This is a genomic window from Streptomyces sp. ActVer (genome assembly GCF_027270795.1).
Taxonomy (GTDB): Bacteria; Actinomycetota; Actinomycetes; order Streptomycetales; family Streptomycetaceae; genus Streptomyces; species Streptomyces umbrinus_A.
Genome location: NZ_JAPWHT010000102.1, coordinates 1 through 19987, shown reverse-complemented (window position 1 = coordinate 19987; position 19987 = coordinate 1). Strand labels below are relative to the sequence as shown.

The following is a 19987-nucleotide window of genomic DNA, read 5'->3' as shown; positions in this document are numbered from 1 at the left end:
TCGGTCGGGCGTCGGCTTTCGCACGAGCGGAAGCCCATACGTTCACGCAGGAGACGTACGCGATCGGAAGAATCGCTTCTGGCACGATGCTCAACCGCAGGGGAGTACTCTCTCCCCTCTTTCACCTTTGGTGCGGTCTCACGTGAGAGAACGGACTATGTCACCCGAATCGGCTTCCTTGGCTCGGCAGCGAGCCGTTGAGGTGAGTGGCAATGCGAGCGTGGTCGAAGGACCACTCCAGGGCTACCACCATGAAACCTATGTCTTTCCGCTGCCTGGCGAGGTGGAGGCGGCCCGGCCGGTCCGCCTGAAGTGCCGCGAGCCGCGCACCAATCTGCTGTGGTTCGACAGGCGCTGTTTCGCCTCGGAGGAGCAGTTGCTCCGGGCTCTGCAGGGAAACATCGGGGGCATCCCCGACATCATCCAGGCGGGCCCGGTCGGTCTTCAGCGGTTCATCGAGGGAGAGACGCTGGGCTCGCAGTGCGGGTCCGGTCGTGCCGTCCCAGATGCCATCTTCGTCCAAATCATCGCGCTGTTCAGGCAGTTGGCCGGCATCAGCTCCGGTGCGCTCACGGTGGAGAGGAGATGCAAAGCCCGGGACCGTGCACGCGAGGGTGACACCTCGGACTTCCTGGAGCGGCTCATCTGCTTCACCGAGGAGCGTGTCTACCAAGAGAACCTCCCCGTCTTCGAGGATCTGTTCGGCTCGTTCGGTGTGGACGGAGACTCCTTCAAGCAGCTCAGAAAGCATGTGGCGGGGTTGACCGAGCGCCCTTTCTGCCTGCTGCACGCCGATCTCCATCGCGAGAACTTCGTTGTCGATCCCGGAGGGAGACTCTGGACCATCGACTGGGAGCTGGCGATGTTCGGTGATCCGTTGTACGACCTGGCCACGCACCTCTATCTGATGCGGTATCCGGAGGATCAGGAAGACCGGATGAAGGAGCAGTGGTGCGAGGCCGTCGACGGCATCACGCCCGGCAGTTCGGCCGACTGGTACGACGACCTGCCGAAACTGCTCGACTACAAGCGAGCGCAGTCGGTGTTCACCGACGTCATCCGGATGTCCCTGTCGCTGGGCGCGGGGCCGGGTACCGACAGCAGCCTCCTGGACCGCGCGGGCAGCAAGATACAGAAGGTGCTGGCAGCCGCTGCTGAGCCGTTGGGGCTGGAGAGGGTGCCGAGCCTGCCGGAGATTTCGGCCTCGCTCGTTGGGTGGTACCAGAAGCACGGGGAGGGACTCGGTACGGAGCGTGCGCGATAACGTGCGCGTCGTGATGGCGGGTTGTGGTACCCAAGGTGTTCCTAGATTTCGGATTCGCTCACTGAGGAGCGACCAGTGGACGTATCTGGCGCCCGACGCCCCGCTTTCCGGCACCCCACTTCCTGGAACTCCGACGACGACGCTGCGTACGACGCGTTCATCGAGGCGGCGCGGATCCACGGAGTGGCGGAGGGCGGCTACCACAACCGCAACTACGTTCTGCCGTTGACGGATCGGCTGGCCCGGTTGGTCGGCCGCAGGGCAGGTACGTCCGCGACCGTCCGGATCCGCCGGGCGGAGGCGCTGCCAGTGGTGATCAGAACATGGGACGACGAGGCGGTGCTTCTCGACGCCGTCAGCAGGGTCCTGCCCCAGGTGCCGGTGTGCTTGGCCCGACGCGAGGGTTCCGCCCTCCACAGCTATGTGGAGGGTGTACCGCTCTCTCGCATCTGCCCGGACGGCAAGCCGGTCGACATGCTGCTCCTCAAGGCGGTGACCGAGCTCCTCGCACAGACGTCCCAGGTGGGTGAGGAGTGCCTGCCGCCACTGCCGGGCCACTGGCCCCTCTCCGGGGACAGCGAGGGCTTTCTGCGGACCCTCGCCGAGCTCGCGGAACAGCAGATCCGCCAATCCAATTGGACTGAGTTCGGTGGGCTGTTCGCGGCGCTGGGCATATCCGACGACGCGCTGATCGAGCTGGCCCGGCGGGTTCCCCGAATGGAACGCCGCCCGTATGGCCTGCTCCATGCGGACCTGCATCGTGGCAATGTGATCGTGTCGTACAGCGGCGCCCCTCCCCTGATCTGCGTCGACTGGGAGCTGGCGACCTATGGAGATCCCCTGCACGATCTCGCCACTCACCTGGTTCGCATGAGGTATCCGGACTTCCAGTGGGACGAGGTCATCCAGGCGTGGGCCGACAGCACGGAAGCCCTGTGTCCCGCAGCCCTGAACGGACTGGCCAAGGATCTGCGCCACTACATCGCCTTCGAGCGGGCTCAGTCCGTCTTTCCCGACCTGATGCGCGCGGCGAAGTCCCTTGAGGCCGACAATCCCGATCAGCGGAGTCTGGACGCGTCGACAGCCGCAGTCCGCGGCGCGCTCGAAGCCGCCGCGGAACCCCTCAGGCTGTCTCATGTGCCCGACGAGACCGAGATCGAGCGGACCCTGCTGCGATGGCGGGCGGGCCGCCCGGGCAGGACACGAGGTCCGCAATCGGCCCCGGCCATGCACTGGAGGCCGGATTCGCGGATTCCCGAGCATCCCGATTTTCCCCGTTCCGCAGTGCTCGGTGCGTTGATCGCCGAGGGAGCGGTTCCGGCGGAACGGGTGCTGAAGGGTACAGCCCACCTCAACTCGGTCGTTCGTGTCCCGGGAGTCCACTTCCCGGTCGTCGTGCGTCGCAGGCTCGCGTCCGCACGGCGCAGCGAGCCGTGCTTCCTCAGCGAGCACGCAGTACTCAGAGCTGTCGAACGTTCAGGGCTCGCCGTGACGGCACCGCGGGTGCTGGCACTGGGCGAGAGCCTCCACGGGAGCATCGGGATGGCGGACCCGTTCGCCATCCACACCTACGCCGGCCCTTTCGACAGCGACCAGCCCCCGGACCACCCGGTGAACGGTCTGCGACCGCACGAAGCAGACGGACTCGTCGACCAGCTCTGTGCGTTGACTTGGCTCGACCACTGGCATCTCGACCCGATGGGGGCGGCGTTCGACTTCTGCGCGTGGCTGATCCAGCAGCTGGTACGGCTGGTGGCGGATCTGCCCAGTGCTTCGCGGAAACTGGCACGGCAACTGGGGTTGCCCGACGCCCAACGGCTGCACGAGATATTTGCCGAGCCCCGCGTCACACCGCGGCGACCGACGCTGCTGCACGGTGATCTGAACCCGTGGAACCTGGTGCGCCGTGGCGACGCCCTCGCACTCACCCTCATCGACTGGGAGAAGGCCATGGTCGGAGACCCGCTGTACGACCTCGTCCGGCACATGCATCTCACTCCCACCCGGCCCGAGATCCGCGACCGCATGTTCCGCCGCTGGAGTCTCCGGCTCCCCCACGATTGCACCCAGGACTGGCAAAAGGACTGGCACGTCTATCGGCGCATCGAAAACGTCCGCTCCGCCTATGTGGACCTGGACCGGCTGGTGGCCGGTGCCGACCTCGACGCGCCCAATGTGCGCAGGGCCGTGGATTCGTACGCGTCGACCCTTGACGCCGCCACCGCCGCCCTGGGGCTGCCCGCGCGGCTGACGGCGAACCCCTATCTCGCTCGCGCGTTGCCGGACAGGGGCGATGGCGGCGCTCGCGAACGCAGGCTGACCGGGGACCTGTGACGGTCTTCCCTCACGCCTTCAGCATCACCTTCCCCACCAACCCCCGCCCCTCCACAGCAGCATGCGCCGCCCCCGCCTCCTCCAGCGAGAACACCTCCCCGACAACCGCCCGCAACCGCCCCGCCGCAGCCTCCCCGAGGGCGTAGGCCGTCAGGCGGGTGAGGTCGGTCGGGCTGAACTGGACGTCGCCGATGCCGAGGAGGGTGATGTCGCGACGCCTGGCCTCTGTCGGGTTCAGAGGGGCGAAGCCGCCGGTCGGGGCGCCGTGGGCCGAGAAGCGGCCGCCGTTGGCCGTCAAGGGAAAGGCCCTCGCGCCGAGTTGGCCGCCCACCCCGTCCAGGACCACGTCCGCCGCGTCGTCGGGGCCGCCGAGGGCGTGGCGGGCCAGGGCCGGCCAGTCGGGGGACGTCGCGTCGACGACCGCGTCCGCGCCCAGGTCCCGTACCAGGGCGAGCTTCGCCTCCCCGCGGGCCACGCCCACCACTCGGGCGCCCCGTGCGTGGGCCAGCTGGACCAGGAGGGTGCCCATGCCGCCGGAGGCGCCCAGGATCAGGACCCGGTCCGTCTCGGTCACCGCGGTGAGTTCGAGGAGGCCCGTCGATGTCACTCCGTCGTGGACCAGGGCCGCCGCCTGGAGCAGATCCAAGGAGTCCGGGACGGGCGTGAGGGCCGAGACCGTCGCCACCGCTCGGTTCGCGTACGCGCCCGTCACGAACGAAGTGACCCGGCGGCCCAGCCACTCCGCGGGGACGTCCGGGCCCAGGGCGCTCACCACGCCCGAGACGCCGCCCCCGGGGACGTATGGAGGGGTCACCGGGAAGTACTCGCCGCCCCAGCCGGACCGTATCTGCGTCTCCACGAAGATCGTGTCCGCGTATGCGACGTCGATCAGTACCTCGCCGGGGGCGGGGACCGGGTCCGGGAGGTCGGTCGTGATCAGGACCGACGGGGCGCCGAAGCGTGTCACCTGGGCTGCTCGCACGGGGATCTCCAGAAAGAAAAGTAGTTGGTGGAGCGGGCAGTCTTTGACCTCAAGTTCGGTTGAGGTCAAGAGGAGCCGGCAGGAGGAGTGGGCGAGAGGGGCCGGAACCAGCCAGGGGGTCGAGGAAGTGACGTTCAAGGGGAGGGCGGGAGTCCGGAAAGTGCGTAGGCTCGGGGCATGGGCGAGACGGGTGCGAGGGGTGCCGCGGGTGCGACCGGCGTCACGCGTGCGGTGAGTGGTGCGAGCGCCGTGGGCGCGCCGCGTGAGGCGGGTGCGGTGGGCGTGGCGGGTGTTGCGGGTGTTGCGGGTGCCATGGGGCTGCGTGAGCGTAAGAAGCTGCGTATGTACCAGGACGTCTCGAACGTCGCCATCACGCTCTTCCTGCAGAAGGGGTTCGAGCGGGTCTCCGTCGCGGAGGTGGCCGCCGCCGCCCAGATCTCGAAGCCGACCCTCTTCCGGTACTTCTCGTCGAAGGAGGACCTGGTTCTGCACCGGTTCGCCGATCACGAGGACGAGGCCGCGCGGGTGGTCGCCGCGCGGGCGCCGGGGGAGTCCGCCGTCGACGCGCTGCGGCGGCAGTTCCTGGCGGGGATCGAGCGGAGCGACCCCATCACCGGGGTCAACGGCGACCCGCACATCCTCGCCTTTCACCGGCTGCTCTACGGGACCCCTTCGCTGGTCGCGCGGCTGTACGAGTATCTGGAGCGGTCCGAGGACGCCCTCACCGAGGCACTCGGCGGTGGCCTCGATGCCCGGCTCGCCGCCGGGCAGATCGTCGCCGTGCAGCGGATCCTCGCGCAGGAGAACTGGCGGCGGATCGCGGACGGCGAGCCGGTCGCGGATGTGCAGCGGGATGCCGTCGTCGCGGCGGAGAGCGCGTTCGCTCGGCTTGAGGCCGGGCTGCCCCGCTGTGCGTGACGCCGCTCAGGCGTCGAGCAGTGACCATTCCATGACTGGGTAAAAACTTTAACTTGGTTACGTTATTCCGTTAACCTTGCTCGAATGACGTCACCCGACCCCCTTCTCATCACCTCCCTCACCCAGGAACGCGCCCACCACGACAACTGCCGCGCCGCCCTCGCCGCGATGGTCGACGGTGCTCAGGAACATGTCTTCACCGGAGAGGGCGTGTCCGCGTCCGGTGCCGACGCCGAAGTGCTCGGGTATCGGCTCCGCAGTCGGGCCAAGGAGATGCGGGAACTGCCCGAAGGGCCCTTGTTCTTCGGGCGGTTGGACTTCGGGGGCGAACGCGGCGGCGCCGGTGATCATGCCGGGCAGAGTTATCACGTCGGGCGGCGGAGGATCACCGAGCACCCCTCCGCGCCGCCCCTCGTCGTGGACTGGCGGGCTCCCGTGTCGCGCGCCTTCTACCAGGCGAGCGCCCGCGATCCACAGGGTGTGCGGGTGCGGCGGCGGTTCGGCTGGGCGCCGGGGAGCCGCGGCGACTCGGCCGACCTCACGGGTCTGGAGGACGAGCGCCTGGAGGGGGAGTACCTGGAGGACGAGCGGCTCGCGGACGGGCACCGCCTCGGGGCGCCGGACGACACGCACCGCACCGGGACCCCGGGCGGCAGCCGCATCCTCGCGAGCGAGATCGAGCGGCCCCGCGTCGGCCCGATGCGCGACATCGCCGCCACCATCCAGCCCGACCAGGACGAACTCGTACGGGCGGACCTCACCGTCTCCGTCTGTGTGCAGGGCGCGCCCGGCACCGGGAAGACGGCCGTCGGGCTGCACCGGGCCGCGTATCTGCTCTACACGTTCCCGCAGCGCGTCCAGCGCGGCGGACTGCTGATCCTGGGGCCGAACCGCACCTTCCTCTCCTACATCTCCGAGGTGCTGCCCGCCCTCGGCGAGACCGGCGTACGGCAGTCCACGGTCGGGGAGGAGATCGGGCGGCACCCTGTCACGGGCGAGGACGGCGAGGCCGCCGCGGTCGTGAAGCACGACGCCCGTATGGCGGAGGTGCTGCGGCGAGCCCTCTACGTCCGGGTGGGCCCGGAGGGGGCTGAGGGGATCAACGGCCTTGCGGTGCCCGACGGTTCGTACCGGTGGCGGGTGCCCGGTGAGGCACTCGCGCGGATCGTGGCGGGGGTACGGGCCGAGGAACTGCCGTACGCCGTCGGGCGCGAGCGGGTCCGGACGCGGATCGTGCGGTACGTGCGGGAGCGGGCCGAACGGCGTGCCGGGCCCCAGTCCAACGCCTGGGTGCAGAAGATCTCGCGGGCACGGCCCGTCGGCGCGTACGTCGACGCCGTGTGGCCCAAGGCGCGTCCGGAGGGGGTGGTCGCCGAACTGCTCGCCGATCCGGACGTGTTGGCCGCGGCGGCGGACGGAGTGCTGGACGCGGACGAACAGAAGGCGCTTCTCTGGGCGCGGCCGCCCCGGTCGTGGAAGTCCGCGCGATGGTCGGCGGCCGACCTCGTCCTCCTCGACGAGGTCGCCGGACTCATCGAACACCCGGAAAGCTACGGGCACTTGGTGATCGACGAGGCGCAGGACCTGTCCCCGATGGAGTGCCGCGCGATCGGCCGACGGGCGGTCTACGGGTCGCTCACCGTCCTCGGCGACCTCGCACAGGGGACCACACCGTGGGCCGCGCGGGAGTGGGGCGAACTCCTCGGCCACCTGGGCAGACCGGAGGCGGTGGTCGTGCCGCTGGCCACCGGCTTCCGCGTCCCGCAGGCGGTGGTCGAGCTGGCCAACCGGGTACTGGCGAGGCTGGACGTCGGAGTTCGCGCGAGCCAATCCCTGCGCAGGGACGGCGAGTTGAGGATGCTCCCCACGGACGACGTACTCGGCGAGACCGTCGAGGCCGTGCGACGCGCCCTCTCGTACGAGGGCTCGGTGGGCGTCATCACGGCCGACTCCGACGTCGTACGGGTGCGGGAGGCGCTCGGCGCCGCCGGTATCGAGGCGGCCGGGGTCGACCAACTCGGCGCGCGCGTCACGGTGTTGGGGGCCGGGCTCGCGAAGGGCCTGGAGTACGACCATGTCGTCGCCGTGGAGCCGGCGGCCATCGCGGAGGGGGAGACCCGGGGGCTGCATCGGTTGTACGTCGTCCTCACACGGGCCGTGTCACGGCTGGACGTGGTGCATGAGCGGCCGTTGCCGTTCGAGTGAGGGCCTCGCCCGCAGACTTGGCCGGCGTGGCAGGCCGTCCGCGACCCGTTGGGCGGGCAGCCGGGCAGGCGGGCAGCCGGGCAGCCGGGACCTTAGTGGATCCCCGGATCCGACTCCCGGGACCCGCACCGGCGCCCGACGCGTCCATCAGGAACTCCCCGGCCGACGTCCGGACGTACAGCACCGACTGCCCGGCCCGCCGCCGCTCCACCCGTCCCCGACACGGCCCTGGCTGGTGTGATCTTGCCGGTGAGCGGCTGGACGCCCCACCGTTGTGGCCCGCGTCTCCCCTCCCGGGTGGGCCGGTCGGCCACTCACCGGTTGCCCCCGCCGATCTCCCCGCCGGTTGCCGTGCAGGCCGAGCTACCGGGCCGGCTCCGTCGGTGGTGCGTCGAGGGCGGGGATCAACTGCTCCTCCTCGTACGCCAGATGGGTCTCCAGGTCGGCGGTGAGGCGTTCGACCTCCCGGCGGGCATGCTGGGGGTCCGCGGAGTCGTCGCCGATGATCCGCTTCAACTCCGCGGTCAGGGCGGCGATGTGCTCGTGTTCCTCGCGCAGGCGGTCCAGGGCCGGGGCGAGTTCGGGGTGGCTGTCGGCCAGGAACGGGAAGATGCCGAGTTCCTCGCCGGTGTGGTGGTTGTGCAGGCCCGCGCAGAGTGTCAGACAGTTGACGCGGAGCTGGGCACCGAGGGTGGGTCCTGCGGTGGTGAACTCCTTTCGTATCAGGGCGAGTTCGCGGCGGAACGCGTCATGGATGGCCTTGAGCGCCTGGCCCATCGAGGAGGCGTTCACGTTCGGCGGGCCGTCGACGGGGATCTCGTGGAGGGCGACCACCGGGATCACCCGCGTGGTCTTCGCCTGGTAGTCCGCCCAGCCCGGTTCGGCCTCGACCAGACGGGCGAAGGCCGCGTCCCGTTCGGCGCCCGCCAGCGCCTCCGCCGTCGCCTCGTACGTGAACACCCCTGTCTCCACGGTGACTTGAGGGTGCGCGAGGAGATTGTGGAACCAGTCGGGGTGCTGCGGGGCCCCGGCGGCCGAGGCGATGACGAGCACGCTCGCGCCGCCGTCGGGGTAGTAGGCGACCGGGGTCGTGTGCCGCTTGCCCGAGCGCGCTCCTGTGGTGGTCAGCAGGATCAGCCGGGCACCTTCGAAATAGCCGCCGACCTGGCCCGCGTTGGCGCGGAACTCTTCGATGACCTGCTGGTTGAAATCGTTGGGTATTCTCTTCTTTCTTCTCGGTGATTACTGGATCGGGGCATGGGGAATCGCCACGGGGCGAATTCGGGTACGCCCGTGCCGGCGGTGTGGTGATGACGCGATGAAGGCGCGCGAATTCCCGGCAGGGCGAACACCGGCAGGGCGAATGCGCACACGGCGAACGTCGACAGGGCGAACGTCGGCCGGGCATGCGCCTGCGGCGGCACCGGCAGGGAGACGTGCGGATACGTGGTGGCACGCGGCACACGGAACGGCACGCGGAGGTTGTTACGCGGCGTGGCGTGGCGCGTGCGGCGCGGCATGGCACTCGTACAGGAAACTCCGTACGAACGCTCGGCGCGCTTGAATCAGAAAGGGCGGCCCTCTGGCCCGCCCGGACCTCACTCGGAGGCCGGGAACCCTACTCGCTGTTGGCCCAAGGCCGACCCGGCAGTCACGGAGGAAAGGTTAATGGAATGGGTGCGGTTGGGCAATGCGTGTTTTCAGGCCTTGTTCAGGGCTCGTCCGAGTAACAAGGACGCCGACTCCAGAGGCCGTTGACGTCTCACCGGTCTGTGGAGAGGCGGGCGCTTGGCCCGGGCGTGGTGGACCGGCGGGGCCCGTCCGTGGTCGACTCCCTGCCATGAGTCTGTCGGTCGATGTGTACGTGCCCAGAGCGGAGGGCGGCATCGAGGTGCTGGACGTTCCGCCCGAGTCCTCCGACGTGGCCGGCTGGGAGCGGTGGCGTACGGAGGTGTGGGGGTCGGAGCCGGTCCGTTCGCTCGGCGCGCGGTTCTTCCCGCGGCTGGCCACCGAGGACCTGACGGTGGCGCCGGACGAGGTGTCCGACTTCCTCGCCGAGTGCGATCTAGTCCGTACGCATCTGGCGCGGATCGCCGATCACATGACGGCGGAGCCGGGGACGGGGTCGCGGAAGTCCCACGCCGAGCACGCCGACGACGTGAGCCGCCGCCTGGACAACATCGTCGACGCGGCTCGACGGGCGTTGGGCGTCGGTGGCGGGGTCATCATCTGGTAGCGAGCAGCAGGCAGTGGCCCGGCGACCGCTTCCCCTGTGGTCGCCGAGCCACTCGCCGCGCCCCCTGCTTCGCGCCGCGCTACTTCTTGCGGGGCTGGAGGAACCTCAGGAGGTTCCCCGCCGGGTCGCGGAAGGCGCAGTCGCGTACTCCGTACGGCTGGTCCATCGGTTCCTGCAGTACGTCGCCGCCCGCGGCGCGGATCCGCTCGAACAGGGCGTCGCAGTCGTCGGTCCGGAAGATGACGCCGCGCAGGAGGCCCTTGGCCATCAGCTCGGCGACCGCCTGCCGGTCGGCGGGCGTGGCGTTCGGGTCCGCGAGCGGCGGCTCCAGGACGATCTCCACGTCCGGCTGCGAGGGCGAGCCGACGGTCACCCAGCGCATCCCCTCGAATCCGACGTCATTGCGCACTTCGAGACCGAGCACGTCGCGGTAGAAGGCGAGTGCCTTGTCGTGGTCGTCGACGGCGATGAAGCACTGTGCAAGCTTGAGGTCCATGCTCATCACGCTAGTGACCGGCGGCGGGTTTGGCTTCTCCGTTACTGACCGGCAGCGGAGAAGTCGTACGCGGCCCAGTCGGTGATCGTGCGATAGCCGAGGCGCTGGTAGAGGGCGTTGCTGGTGGGGTTGGCCACGTCCGCGAACAGGACGACGTCCTTGGCGCCCGCGGCCAGCGCGGCCCGGCTCACCTCCGCCGACACGGCGGCCGCGTAACCGTGACCGCGCAGGTGAGCGGGGGTGTAGACGACGTCCACCTGGATCTGGCCGCCGATCAGCGGGTTCATGCCCGCGACGGAGACGGGGGTGCCGTCCGGGGTCTCCCAGAGCGTGTAGCGCTTGTCGGCGTAGCGGGTCTCGGCCCAGGTGTCGGCGTTGATGATGACGTCCTCGCCGACGGCCTTGGAGAACTCGCCGCACCAGAAAATGGCCTCGTCAAGGTCCTGCTCGCCCAGGACACGGGCCCGGCCGGCCGGTAGCGGATCCGGTGGGGTGAGGGTGCCGAGGCCGTACAGACGGACCTGCGTGGCGTGGAGTTTCGGGGTCGCGCCGGTGTGCCGCTGCCAGGCCTCGGCGAAAGCGGTGGCGGTGCTGTGGTCCGCGCTGACGCGGGAAGGGGAGTGCCCGAGGGCGGCCAGGCGGGCGGCGAGGGAGTCGGCCTGCTCGGGCGTGAGCGGGGAGAGGGCCAGAGCGCGGGGCGGGAGGCGGTAGAAGGTGGCACTGACCTCGCCCGCTCGCTCCAGCACGCCGAAGACGGGGGCCTCGGTCCCGAACGAGGCCGCCCCGCGCTTTCGTACTCTCTCGGCCCACGTCAGCTGCATGACGTGCGGGCCGGGCCGCGAGCGCAGGAAGTCCCCGGCCCGGGCGAGAAATTCGTCGATGTCTTCGGTGAGGTGCCAGTCATCTGGGCGCATGCCTCATGGTTCCCCAGGCGGCTGGTGTGCCCCGTGCTTTTCCGCCAGGGCGGGGCAGCCGGACTTCCGCACAGTCGCTCGGGGCGCCCCGCCGGGAACGCGGCGACCGCCGCCGGGATCGTTGTCCTGAAATCGCCGGCGAGGTCGTCGAGCCCGTGTCGAAGCAGGGGCTCGTATACCCGACTACCTGCGGGTTTGTTGCAGGAATGGGGTCTAACCGCCGTTGCTCCTGACCGCCTCCGCGATCTGCAGGGCGGCCTCGGCGGGCGTGAGGTGCGTGGTGTCGACGACCTCGGCCTCGTCGTGCAGCCAGGTGCGGGCCGCCTCGGCGTAGGGCTCGAGGTGGCGGAGACGGAACGGGGAGTCGGGGCCGAGAACGGTGTCGCCCGCGATACGTCCGCGGAGGGTGTCCTGGTCGGCGTGGAGGACGAAGTGCCGTACCGGAATGGCGTGTTGGGCGAGGCCCGTACTGATCTCGCGCCAGTACTGCTCGACCAGGACGGTCATGGGCATCACCAGGGTGCCGCCCGCGTAGTCGAGTACGCGGCGGGCGGTCTCGACCACGAGCGGACGCCACGGCGGCCAGTGCTGGAAGTTGTCCGTCCCGGGCCCGGGCAGCGCCGGCGCGATGTCCATGAGTGTCTCGCCGACCTTCTCGGCGTCGAACACCCGCGAGTCCGGGATCAGCCGCTGCACGAGTGCACTGGTCGTCGTCTTGCCCGCGCCGTGGGTGCCGTTGAGCCATACGATCATGGGATCCGACGCTATCGCCGCGCGGCGGGCCGCGGGAACGGCACGGCGGAATTCCGGTACGGCTTCGGCGACCTCTGCCGGAACAGTGTCGCGGGTGTCCGGCCCTCGGGCTCTGCCGGCAGGTGTAGCGGGTGTCAGTCCTCCGGTGAAAGCGGGTGTCGGCCCTCCGGTGAAAACCGCCGCCCCACCCGTCCGCGCCCCAATACGGTGCCCTCATGCCTCGTGCCTCATGCCTCATGCCTCATGCCTCATGCCCCACGCACCCGCACTCCTCGTCCTCGACATGCAGAACGCCGCCGTGGCCATCTCCCACCGGCCGAAGGAGACCGTCGCCACGGTCGCCCTGCTGGAGGAGCGTGCCCGTGCCGCCGGCGTGCCCGTCATCACGGTCCAGCACGACGGCCCTGGGCTGGAGCCCGGCACGGAAGCGTGGCTGATCGTGCCCGAACTGGCCCCTGGGGAGGGCGAGAAGGTCGTCAGGAAGGGCACCGCCGACGCCTTCCTGGACAGTGACCTCGGCCCGTTCCTCACGGCACTCGGCGTCACCGAGGTGGTCGTGACCGGGTTCGCCACCGAGTTCTGCGTGGACACGACCGCACGGCAGGCACTCAGCCGCGGGTACGACCTCGTGCTCGTCGCCGACGGGCACACGACCTCAGCCCGCCCGGACGTGGACGGGTTCGTCGCGTCCGATCGTGCCGTCATGGACCACAACGCCATCTACCGGCACATCGGTTTTCCGGCGCGCAGCATCCGTGTCCTGCCCGCGGCCGATGTGGACTTCACCGCTCCGCAGGTTCCTGACCCGGCCTGAATCCGCTCCGGTCGGGGTGAGCACCCGCCCCGTCCGCGCGGTGGGGCGCATCGAAGGCACGCCCCGCCTCCCCACGTAACCTCTTGCTGTGCCCGCACCCCGCCTGCATCGTGTCGCCGTCCTTGTGCTTGAGGGTGCCAAGCCGCTCGATGTCGGAATTCCCGCGCAGGTGTTCACGACCCGCGCGAGCATGCCGTACGAGGTGCGGGTGTGCGGGGCGACACCCGGTCTCGTGACCGGCGGCGACGGCCTCGCGTACTCCGTGGCCCACGGCCTCGCCGCGCTCGCGTGGGCCGACATCGTCTTCGTCCCCGGCTACCGGTTCCCGGACCGCGACGACCCGCCGCGGGCCGTCGTCGAGGCACTGATCGCCGCCCACGGCCGGGGCGCGCGGCTCGCCGCCATCTCGACGGGCGCCTTCGCGCTCGCCGCCACGGGTCTGCTCGACGGCAGGCGTGCGACGACGCACTGGCACTACACGCGGGCACTCGCGGCCAGGCATCCGCTCGTCCGGGTCGACGAGAACGTCCTGTTCGTCGACGAGGGCAGCGTGCTCACGTCGGCCGGCGCCGCCTCCGGCATCGATCTGTGCCTGCACATTCTGCGCGGCGACCTCGGAGTGGCCGCGTCCAACCACGCGGCCCGGCGGCTGGTCGCGGCCCCCTACCGCAGCGGCGGCCAGGCCCAGTACGTGCCGCGCAGCGTCCCCGAGCCGCTCGGCGAGCGGTTCGCCGTCACCCGCGAGTGGGCGCTGCACCGGCTCGGCGAGCCCCTCACGCTCGACACACTGGCGCGGCAGGCGGGCGTCTCGCCGCGCACGTTCTCCCGGCGCTTCGTCGAGGAGACCGGCTACACGCCGATGCAGTGGGTGATGCGCGCCCGCATCGACCTGGCCCGCGAACTGCTCGAACGCTCGCAGCGCAGCGTCGAACAGATCGCCGCCGACATCGGGCTCGGGACCGGTGCGAACCTGCGCCTGCACTTCCAGCGGATCCTCGGCACGACACCGAGCGAGTACCGGCGCACCTTCACCCGGGGCGAGTGACCCGCCCGACGCCGTGTGGAGGGTGCGGCGGGGTGCGGCGCGGCGTGGCGGGGTGTGGCGGGATCCTTTTGAACCGTGGCGATCCCGCCACTGTCAGCGGCGTCGGCCGCGGGCGAGCCTGGTCCCGAAGGGTTTGGAAGGGAAGGGACACCACTCATGACTCGCATCGCCATCAACGGATTCGGCCGCATCGGACGCAATGTGCTGCGCGCACTGCTGGAGCGCGACAGCGCCCTGGAGGTCGTCGCCGTCAACGACCTGACGGAGCCCGCCGGTCTCGCCCGGCTGCTCGCCTTCGACAGTACGGCCGGCCGGCTCGGGCGGCCGGTGACCGTCGACGGGGACGTCCTCGTCGTCGACGGCCGTCGGATCAAGGTGCTGGCCGAGCGCGAACCGGCGCAGCTGCCGTGGGCCGAACTCGGCGTGGACATCGTCCTGGAAGCCACCGGCCGCTTCACGTCGGCCAAGGCCGCCCGCGCCCACCTCGACGCGGGCGCGCGCAAGGTGCTCGTCAGCGCGCCGTCGGACGGTGCCGACGTCACGCTCGCGTTCGGGGTCAACACCGACGCCTACGACCCGGCCCTGCACACGATCGTCTCGAACGCCTCCTGCACGACCAACGCGCTCGCGCCGCTGGCCTCCGTCCTCGACGAACTCGCGGGTATCGAGCACGGGTTCATGACGACGGTGCACGCTTACACGCAGGAGCAGAACCTGCAGGACGGTCCGCACCGCGACGCCCGTCGCGCCCGGGCCGCCGGCGTCAACATCGTGCCGACCACGACCGGCGCCGCCAAGGCGATCGGCCTGGTGCTGCCGAACCTCGAAGGCAAGCTGTCGGGCGACTCGATCCGCGTACCGGTGCCGGTGGGCTCGATCGTCGAACTCAACACGACCGTCGCCCGCGACGTGACGCGCGACGACGTGCTGGCGGCGTACCGCGCCGCGGCGGAGGGGCCGCTCGCCGGCGTCCTCGAGTACTCGGAGGACGCGCTGGTGTCGTCCGACATCGTGGGCAACCCCGCCTCGTCGATCTTCGACTCGGCCCTCACCCGTGTCGAGGGCCGCCACGTCAAGGTGGTCGCCTGGTACGACAACGAGTGGGGCTTCTCGAACCGAGTGATCGACACACTCGAACTCCTCGCCACCCGCTGACCGGACGCGGGGGTCGTCCCCCGCCTCCGGCGCCCGTGCCGGCCGACACTCCCAACGGAAGTGCCGACCGGCACTTTCTTTGCCCTTTGCCCCTTGCCCCTTGCTCCGGGCTTCGGGCGCTCTGGGCGACCAGCCGGCAACCAGAGCGGTCCTGTCCTGTCCTGTCCCGGTCGGCTGTGGGCAGGGCGAGGCACCGCGACGTTCACCCGCGGAGCCAAGTCCGCAGGCGCCGCGGAATCGGTCGCGACGCGGGGGTTGCCACGGCTCGGGGAGCCGACCTGGTTTTCCTGACCTGCTGGGCGAGTCGGTATTCGTCGGCCTCACGGATGAGCTCCTGAGAGCGGAACCGGTGCAACTCGAAGTGCATGCCGATCGCTCCTCCTCACGCCAACCACGTCACCCGGCCTCACCGATGCTGTGGGCTGCCCCAAGGTGAAGGTCAACTGGCGGGCAACCAGTGTCCTGTCGCAGATAAGTCCGGGCAGCGCAGGGCGTTGACCTGAGCTGCCCGGAGATCGGCGAGACGGGTCGGAGCGGATCGTCTCGGATAAGTCCGGGCGTCGCCCCTTGTGGCATATGCCGTCAGTGTGCGTCTTCCGTCCCTCGGTTGGCAGGTACTGGGTGGTCCGGGCGCTCTCTTCGTCCGGGTCGGAGATGGGAGGAACAGTACGGCGGCGCCGAGCGCACCGAGGAAAGCCGCGGGGTGGCGCAACGTCGGCGACCTCATGGCGGGACGTGGTGGTGTCCGGGTTGCCCGCAGCGGCCCCCAGCGCCTGGGAACTATTACTTGGCGTGGATATTGGTGCGCATGCGGCCACCGGTTATGGCATGGCCAGATCATGAAAAGGATCGCAACGGGGGCGGCAACGACACTTGCCGCAACGGCCCTTCTCACTGGCAGCCTCACTACGCCCACCCATGCCGCACCGGCCTGGGACAGGACCGTCAAGTCCAAGCAGAAGGACTGGGACGACCGGGTGATTCCCACCCGTGTCGGCAACAGCAAGCTCGGCTGGAAGCACTTCTCCGGTCCGCACAACATCAAGAAGTGCAAGATCGTCAATGCCGCTATCAACGGCAAGCCCGACAAGAAGAACGGCGCCCGCCTTGAGTACTGGGCCTATGCCTGGAACGGCAACCGCCGTGTGCAGGTCATCGTGATCGTCCAGTACGCCCGCAAGACCGCCGACGGAGACTACGACGCCGGCGCCGGCCAGAAGATCGGTGTCATCACCGCCTACTGCAAGGGCATGAACAGGTGCCCGAACTGGCTCAACCAGTGACATCGTTTGACGCGTGACTCTCACGTACGACGACATCGCGGAGCAGCAGGCGGACATCGTCCGTCTGCTGCTCCACCACATCCACGCCCCCCTGCCCGATGGCCGGTTCATCCGGGGTGTCCTGCCCTCGCCGTCTCCCGTCGCAGGGGTCCGGATCGTCACTGGCCCTCAACGTGCCAGTGCTCCGGGTGACTTGATGGTCTGGGAGATCCCTCTGCGAACCATCGACGACCCTGAGGAGCTAGCGGGCGCGAATGACGTCCTCGGCCTCGTGCGTGCCTTGAACACCGGCACCCAGATCTTCACCAGCAGCCGTGTCGACACGGTGATGGGCATGACCCTCATCCATGTGGATCCGGCGCAGGTCGCCCCCATCGGCCCGGGGGAGCGCGACAACGCCTTCACCATCCTGCGCACCCTTACCTACCCCTGGACCGAGGAACAGGCCGACCCGCGGCTGCGAGGATTCCTCATTCAGAGCCCCGACCAGATGCGCCTGTATGTCGACCACGAAGAAGACACCGACGTGGTCGCCGCCGACGTACGACTGTCCGGTGCCCTGACCGCCCTGCTCGCGGCCTTTCCCTCCCTGATCGAGGGGGTGGAACGGACCGTGCCAGGCGACATCGGCGATCCGCACTGTTCCCGCTTGATCAATCTCACCGACTGGTGACCCGGGAAGTCTGAGACGCTCAGTGCTGGGATCGTCTCAAGCAGCTCCAGGTTGCTTCTCGTTCGGCATAGGCGGAGAGGGATCTCTCGATCTCGGCGGCGGTCTCTCTCAACATGGTGGCGAACCACATGGTTCCGTCGAACCTGGGGACCAGATCCACCTGGAGCCGGTCGTTGAATTCGTCGATGAACTGCTGGAACCCGTGCCCCTCCCGGAGGGCGAGTGACCGCCAGTGGGGTGAGGCGTAGAGAGCGGTCGTCGTGACGGTTTCGGGGTAGTGGGCGATGAGGCGGCGATGGTCACGGTTGCTGCCGTGCTGAAGTGGCGGAAGCGCCCGGACGCGTCGTGCTGTGTCCTCCTGGCGGAAGCTGCGGCCGGTGAGTTCGTTCCAGAGAGCGGCTCCGCGTTCGTAGCAGGTGCTGAGGACGACGGGACCGTGCTCGTGGAGAAGGCGCTGGTGACGTCGTTGGGCTTGGAGGACGTCAGGGAGGCCGGTGAGGTCGGCCTGGATCAGGTAGTTCCCCGGAGGCTGCCCGATCCAGAGCCTGTGGTGGAGACAGACCTGCTCGTGGAAGCGGGAGCGCCAGGCGGTGACCTGGTGGATACGGTTGTAGCTTCCGGTTCGCCGGGCAACGCAGAGACGGCAGGGAACGCCCGGGAAGAAGTCCGGACGGTGAGGATGGCGCATCTTCGGCTGTTGGCCGAGATAAGGGATCGCCTGCAGGAGGCTCTCCCGGGGCTGTCCGCTGGCCATGCTGAGCCGGTCGATGTAGTCCTGCCGGGACTCCAGCCAGTGGCTCTGCGCGAAGGTCCTTTGCGCAAGGATCCCGTTCGCCTCGCCCAGCCGGCGAAGGTAGGACTTCTCGCTCTCCTGCGGGAAGGGTGTGACGGTGCGGGGGAGCGGACGGATCAGCCAGTAGTCGGTCGGCTCGCTCATCCGGCTCTCTGGTGGGAGGAGTTCTCGCTGTTGTGGTCGATCCGGGTCTTCTTCAGCTGGCCCAGGGTGATGCATTCACTCTGGTCGAGGATCGCCGAGATGGCCGCGACGCGGATCAGGTGGGAGAGGCTTCCGATCACGCCACCGGTGCGTTGGTGCAGGTAGTCGGAGAGATTCACGAGGGTATTCGGCTGATGACGGTGAAGGCGCAGAGTGTCCTCCAGGGTGGCGATGAGCGATCGCCATTCCGCGTCGCGGGGAAAGGGGCCGGTGCGGACCAGGACGCAGCGTCCGCCCATCTGTCGGCCGCGGATCCCGGTGAACACGCCGGACTGCTCGACGTCGATGCCGGCATAGACGAAGGTCGCGGGCAGGTGTTCCGTGAAGTACTTCAGGTGGTCGGACAGGTCCTCACCGGCGGTGGTGCCGTGGTTCAGCAGGTGAATCTCGTCGACGAGCACGAGGTCCGTGCGGGCCTCGATCATCACCTGGCAGACGACGTTGGTGATGTCGATGGTGTTGTGCCGGGCTGAGACGGAGGGCAGGCCGAGGAAGCGGGCGAACTCGATGGCGAGCTTGCGGGGTGACCCTTTGGGCGGGGCGGTCAGATAGACGACGGGGATCCGGTCGCTCTCTGGATAGCGCTGCCGGACCCGTAGTTCGTGGAGGCGGCCGAGCTGCTTGAGCGCGGTGGTCTTGCCCGTGGTCTGCTGGCCGGAGACGATCAGACCGCGCCGGGCGCCGGATTCGCGCTGGTTGAGCAGGGTCAACAGGCGTCCTTGGTGGGCGATCTCCCGAACGGCCGCGGTGCGTACGACTTGAAGTTCGGAGTGATAGAGGACGCGGGCATCGTCGTAGAGTTCCAGGTCAGCAGGGCTCAGCGAACGCCACTGGTTTTCGGGCAGCAGATCGAAGGCCGCCTGGTCGGCTTCGACGAACTGCCGCCAGCCGGTGAGCTGCGTGGTGGGATCACGCCGCGTCTCCAGCAGGCCAGTGGTGCCGCCCGCGTCCGGCTCCGGTGGGTTCACCACCATTTCTCAGCCTCCTTGCGGGCATCGAAAATTCCGAGCGGGACGACGTCCGCAAGAGCGTCCTCGCCTTCCTCCTCGTCACGAGAGGACACCTCGGCGGGCTCGGTGGGAGCGGGCCGGGGCCAGGAGGGAGTACTGGTCGACCGGGTGCGGGCGGCGACCTTGCGGTCCTTGCGGCTGCGGCGGGTGGATTTGCCCGGCGCGGTCTGGGGGCCGTCGGCGGCCCGGTCCAGGAGAGCGACCGCGGCCTGGGCGATCTCCTCTTCGGTGATCGGATCCGTGCCGCGTTCGGCAAGGACACGGCGGGCGTGGTCCCAGGCCAACTCGCCCATCGGAGTCGGCGCGGTGCGGAGGTGCCGCCAGATCGCCGTGATCCAGGTGCCTTCGCGGTGGTTGCGTACCCAGACGCGGGAGATGTCGTAGGGGTCGTAGCGGACCTCCCACCGCTTGCCGTCCCGTCCGGTCCCGGACGGCTGCCGACGCCATGGCGTCAGCTCCGGGCTGTCGTAGGTGCGGTGACGCATGCGGATGCCGTAGGAGTTGATGGTCCGGAGCTCCCTGGGCAGCAGTCCGATGTACTCCTCCGGGCTCAGCGGGACCGGGACGTAGCCGGCCGCGGCGACCAGGGCGGAGTACTTCTCGTTCGGGCTCATCGCCCGCTCGGGCATGAACGGGTCCCGCAGCCCGTCGTGCGGACGGTTCTGCCAGATGACGATCCATTCCTGGAGCAGTTCCTGGAGCTGGTGGACCGACCAGAGCGGCCCGGAGCCCGGATCACTGCCGCGGTGTTCGGTGCTGCGTCCCTTGTAGCCGGAGAGGTACTGAACGAACATCGTGGCCACCGAGCCCAGAGTCGACTCGATGTGCGGTTTGTCACGAGTCGTCCACTGCACCCGATCAGTCCGGTCAGCCCGGAGTTGTGAGGGTGACGCACCCGTTCCATCCCT

Annotated in this window: 18 protein-coding genes; 10 read left to right on the top strand and 8 right to left on the bottom strand. The window is 69.4% G+C overall.

All coding sequences use genetic code 11. The features are described 5' to 3' along the window. The first annotated feature begins 220 nt into the window (after window positions 1-220). Together O3Q52_RS18665 and O3Q52_RS18660 are read left to right on the top strand one after the other, a co-directional pair. Window positions 221-1264 (top strand): phosphotransferase, encoded by a 1044-nt coding sequence (locus O3Q52_RS18665; RefSeq protein ID WP_332112921.1) that lies wholly within the window; start codon window positions 221-223, stop codon window positions 1262-1264. A gap of 183 nt (window positions 1265-1447) precedes the next feature. Next, window positions 1448-3598 carry an aminoglycoside phosphotransferase family protein gene (locus tag O3Q52_RS18660; RefSeq protein ID WP_269649925.1) on the top strand — a complete coding sequence of 717 codons (2151 nt, stop codon included), beginning with the start codon at window positions 1448-1450 and terminating at the stop codon, window positions 3596-3598. 10 nt (window positions 3599-3608) lie between these two features. Here the strand turns inward: O3Q52_RS18660 and O3Q52_RS18655 are convergent, their stop codons facing one another. Next, window positions 3609-4580 carry a zinc-binding dehydrogenase gene (locus O3Q52_RS18655; RefSeq protein ID WP_269649914.1) on the bottom strand — a complete coding sequence of 324 codons (972 nt, stop codon included), beginning with the start codon at window positions 4578-4580 and terminating at the stop codon, window positions 3609-3611. A 312-nt stretch (window positions 4581-4892) separates the two neighbouring features. On the opposite strand from O3Q52_RS18655, the gene O3Q52_RS18650 reads away from it, so the two are divergent. Together O3Q52_RS18650 and O3Q52_RS18645 are read left to right on the top strand one after the other, a co-directional pair. Beyond that, on the top strand, window positions 4893-5498 hold the full coding sequence (locus tag O3Q52_RS18650; protein ID WP_269649924.1) for a TetR/AcrR family transcriptional regulator: 606 nt from the start codon (window positions 4893-4895) through the stop codon (window positions 5496-5498). Window positions 5499-5582: 84 nt separating this feature from the next. Beyond that, window positions 5583-7703 (top strand): AAA family ATPase, encoded by a 2121-nt coding sequence (locus O3Q52_RS18645; RefSeq protein WP_269649913.1) that lies wholly within the window; start codon window positions 5583-5585, stop codon window positions 7701-7703. Between the two features lie 363 nt (window positions 7704-8066). Here O3Q52_RS18645 and O3Q52_RS18640 read toward each other — a convergent pair whose 3' ends face one another. After that, window positions 8067-8924: a nitroreductase/quinone reductase family protein gene (locus tag O3Q52_RS18640; protein ID WP_269649923.1), complete on the bottom strand. Its 858-nt coding sequence runs from the start codon at window positions 8922-8924 to the stop codon at window positions 8067-8069. Window positions 8925-9543: 619 nt separating this feature from the next. On the opposite strand from O3Q52_RS18640, the gene O3Q52_RS18635 reads away from it, so the two are divergent. Next, entirely contained in the window at window positions 9544-9939 is a 396-nt protein-coding gene (locus O3Q52_RS18635; RefSeq protein ID WP_269649912.1) for a hypothetical protein, read from the top strand. Between the two features lie 79 nt (window positions 9940-10018). Here O3Q52_RS18635 and O3Q52_RS18630 read toward each other — a convergent pair whose 3' ends face one another. The 3 genes from O3Q52_RS18630 to O3Q52_RS18620 all read right to left on the bottom strand — a co-directional run bounded on the left by O3Q52_RS18630 (window position 10019) and on the right by O3Q52_RS18620 (window position 12102). Further along, entirely contained in the window at window positions 10019-10435 is a 417-nt protein-coding gene (locus O3Q52_RS18630) for a VOC family protein (protein ID WP_189836762.1), read from the bottom strand. A gap of 41 nt (window positions 10436-10476) precedes the next feature. Next, the gene (locus tag O3Q52_RS18625) at window positions 10477-11349 is read right to left on the bottom strand and encodes a GNAT family N-acetyltransferase (protein WP_269649911.1); all 873 of its coding nucleotides are present in this window, start codon (window positions 11347-11349) and stop codon (window positions 10477-10479) included. Between the two features lie 213 nt (window positions 11350-11562). Then, on the bottom strand, window positions 11563-12102 hold the full coding sequence (locus tag O3Q52_RS18620; protein WP_269649910.1) for an ATP-binding protein: 540 nt from the start codon (window positions 12100-12102) through the stop codon (window positions 11563-11565). A 250-nt stretch (window positions 12103-12352) separates the two neighbouring features. Here O3Q52_RS18620 and O3Q52_RS18615 point away from each other — a divergent pair, with 250 nt between their 5' ends. From O3Q52_RS18615 to O3Q52_RS18595, 5 genes are all read left to right on the top strand, one after another. Then, window positions 12353-12916, top strand: coding sequence for an isochorismatase family protein (locus O3Q52_RS18615; RefSeq protein ID WP_269649909.1), 564 nt, complete (start codon window positions 12353-12355; stop codon window positions 12914-12916). Between the two features lie 88 nt (window positions 12917-13004). Continuing rightward, complete coding sequence (locus O3Q52_RS18610) at window positions 13005-13961, top strand: GlxA family transcriptional regulator (RefSeq protein ID WP_269649908.1); 957 nt, start codon at window positions 13005-13007, stop codon at window positions 13959-13961. A gap of 156 nt (window positions 13962-14117) precedes the next feature. Next, window positions 14118-15116: a type I glyceraldehyde-3-phosphate dehydrogenase gene (gene gap / locus O3Q52_RS18605; RefSeq protein ID WP_269649907.1), complete on the top strand. Its 999-nt coding sequence runs from the start codon at window positions 14118-14120 to the stop codon at window positions 15114-15116. An 839-nt stretch (window positions 15117-15955) separates the two neighbouring features. Then, a complete protein-coding gene (locus tag O3Q52_RS18600) occupies window positions 15956-16399 on the top strand; it encodes a hypothetical protein (protein ID WP_269649906.1) in 444 nt (147 codons plus the stop codon). Window positions 16400-16412: 13 nt separating this feature from the next. Continuing rightward, complete coding sequence (locus tag O3Q52_RS18595; RefSeq protein WP_269649905.1) at window positions 16413-17072, top strand: hypothetical protein; 660 nt, start codon at window positions 16413-16415, stop codon at window positions 17070-17072. 19 nt (window positions 17073-17091) lie between these two features. Here O3Q52_RS18595 and O3Q52_RS18590 read toward each other — a convergent pair whose 3' ends face one another. Genes O3Q52_RS18590 through O3Q52_RS18580 form a run of 3 tightly spaced genes read right to left on the bottom strand, consistent with a single transcriptional unit; the run spans window position 17092 to window position 19933 of the window. Then, a complete protein-coding gene (locus tag O3Q52_RS18590; RefSeq protein WP_269649904.1) occupies window positions 17092-18009 on the bottom strand; it encodes a hypothetical protein in 918 nt (305 codons plus the stop codon). Next, on the bottom strand, window positions 18006-19043 hold the full coding sequence (locus tag O3Q52_RS18585; protein WP_269649903.1) for an ATP-binding protein: 1038 nt from the start codon (window positions 19041-19043) through the stop codon (window positions 18006-18008). Before O3Q52_RS18585 ends, O3Q52_RS18590 begins: the two co-directional genes overlap by 4 nt. Further along, on the bottom strand, window positions 19034-19933 hold the full coding sequence (locus O3Q52_RS18580) for a Mu transposase C-terminal domain-containing protein (RefSeq protein WP_269649902.1): 900 nt from the start codon (window positions 19931-19933) through the stop codon (window positions 19034-19036). The genes O3Q52_RS18585 and O3Q52_RS18580 overlap by 10 nt, the downstream gene beginning before the upstream one ends. Window positions 19934-19987: the final 54 nt, after the last annotated feature.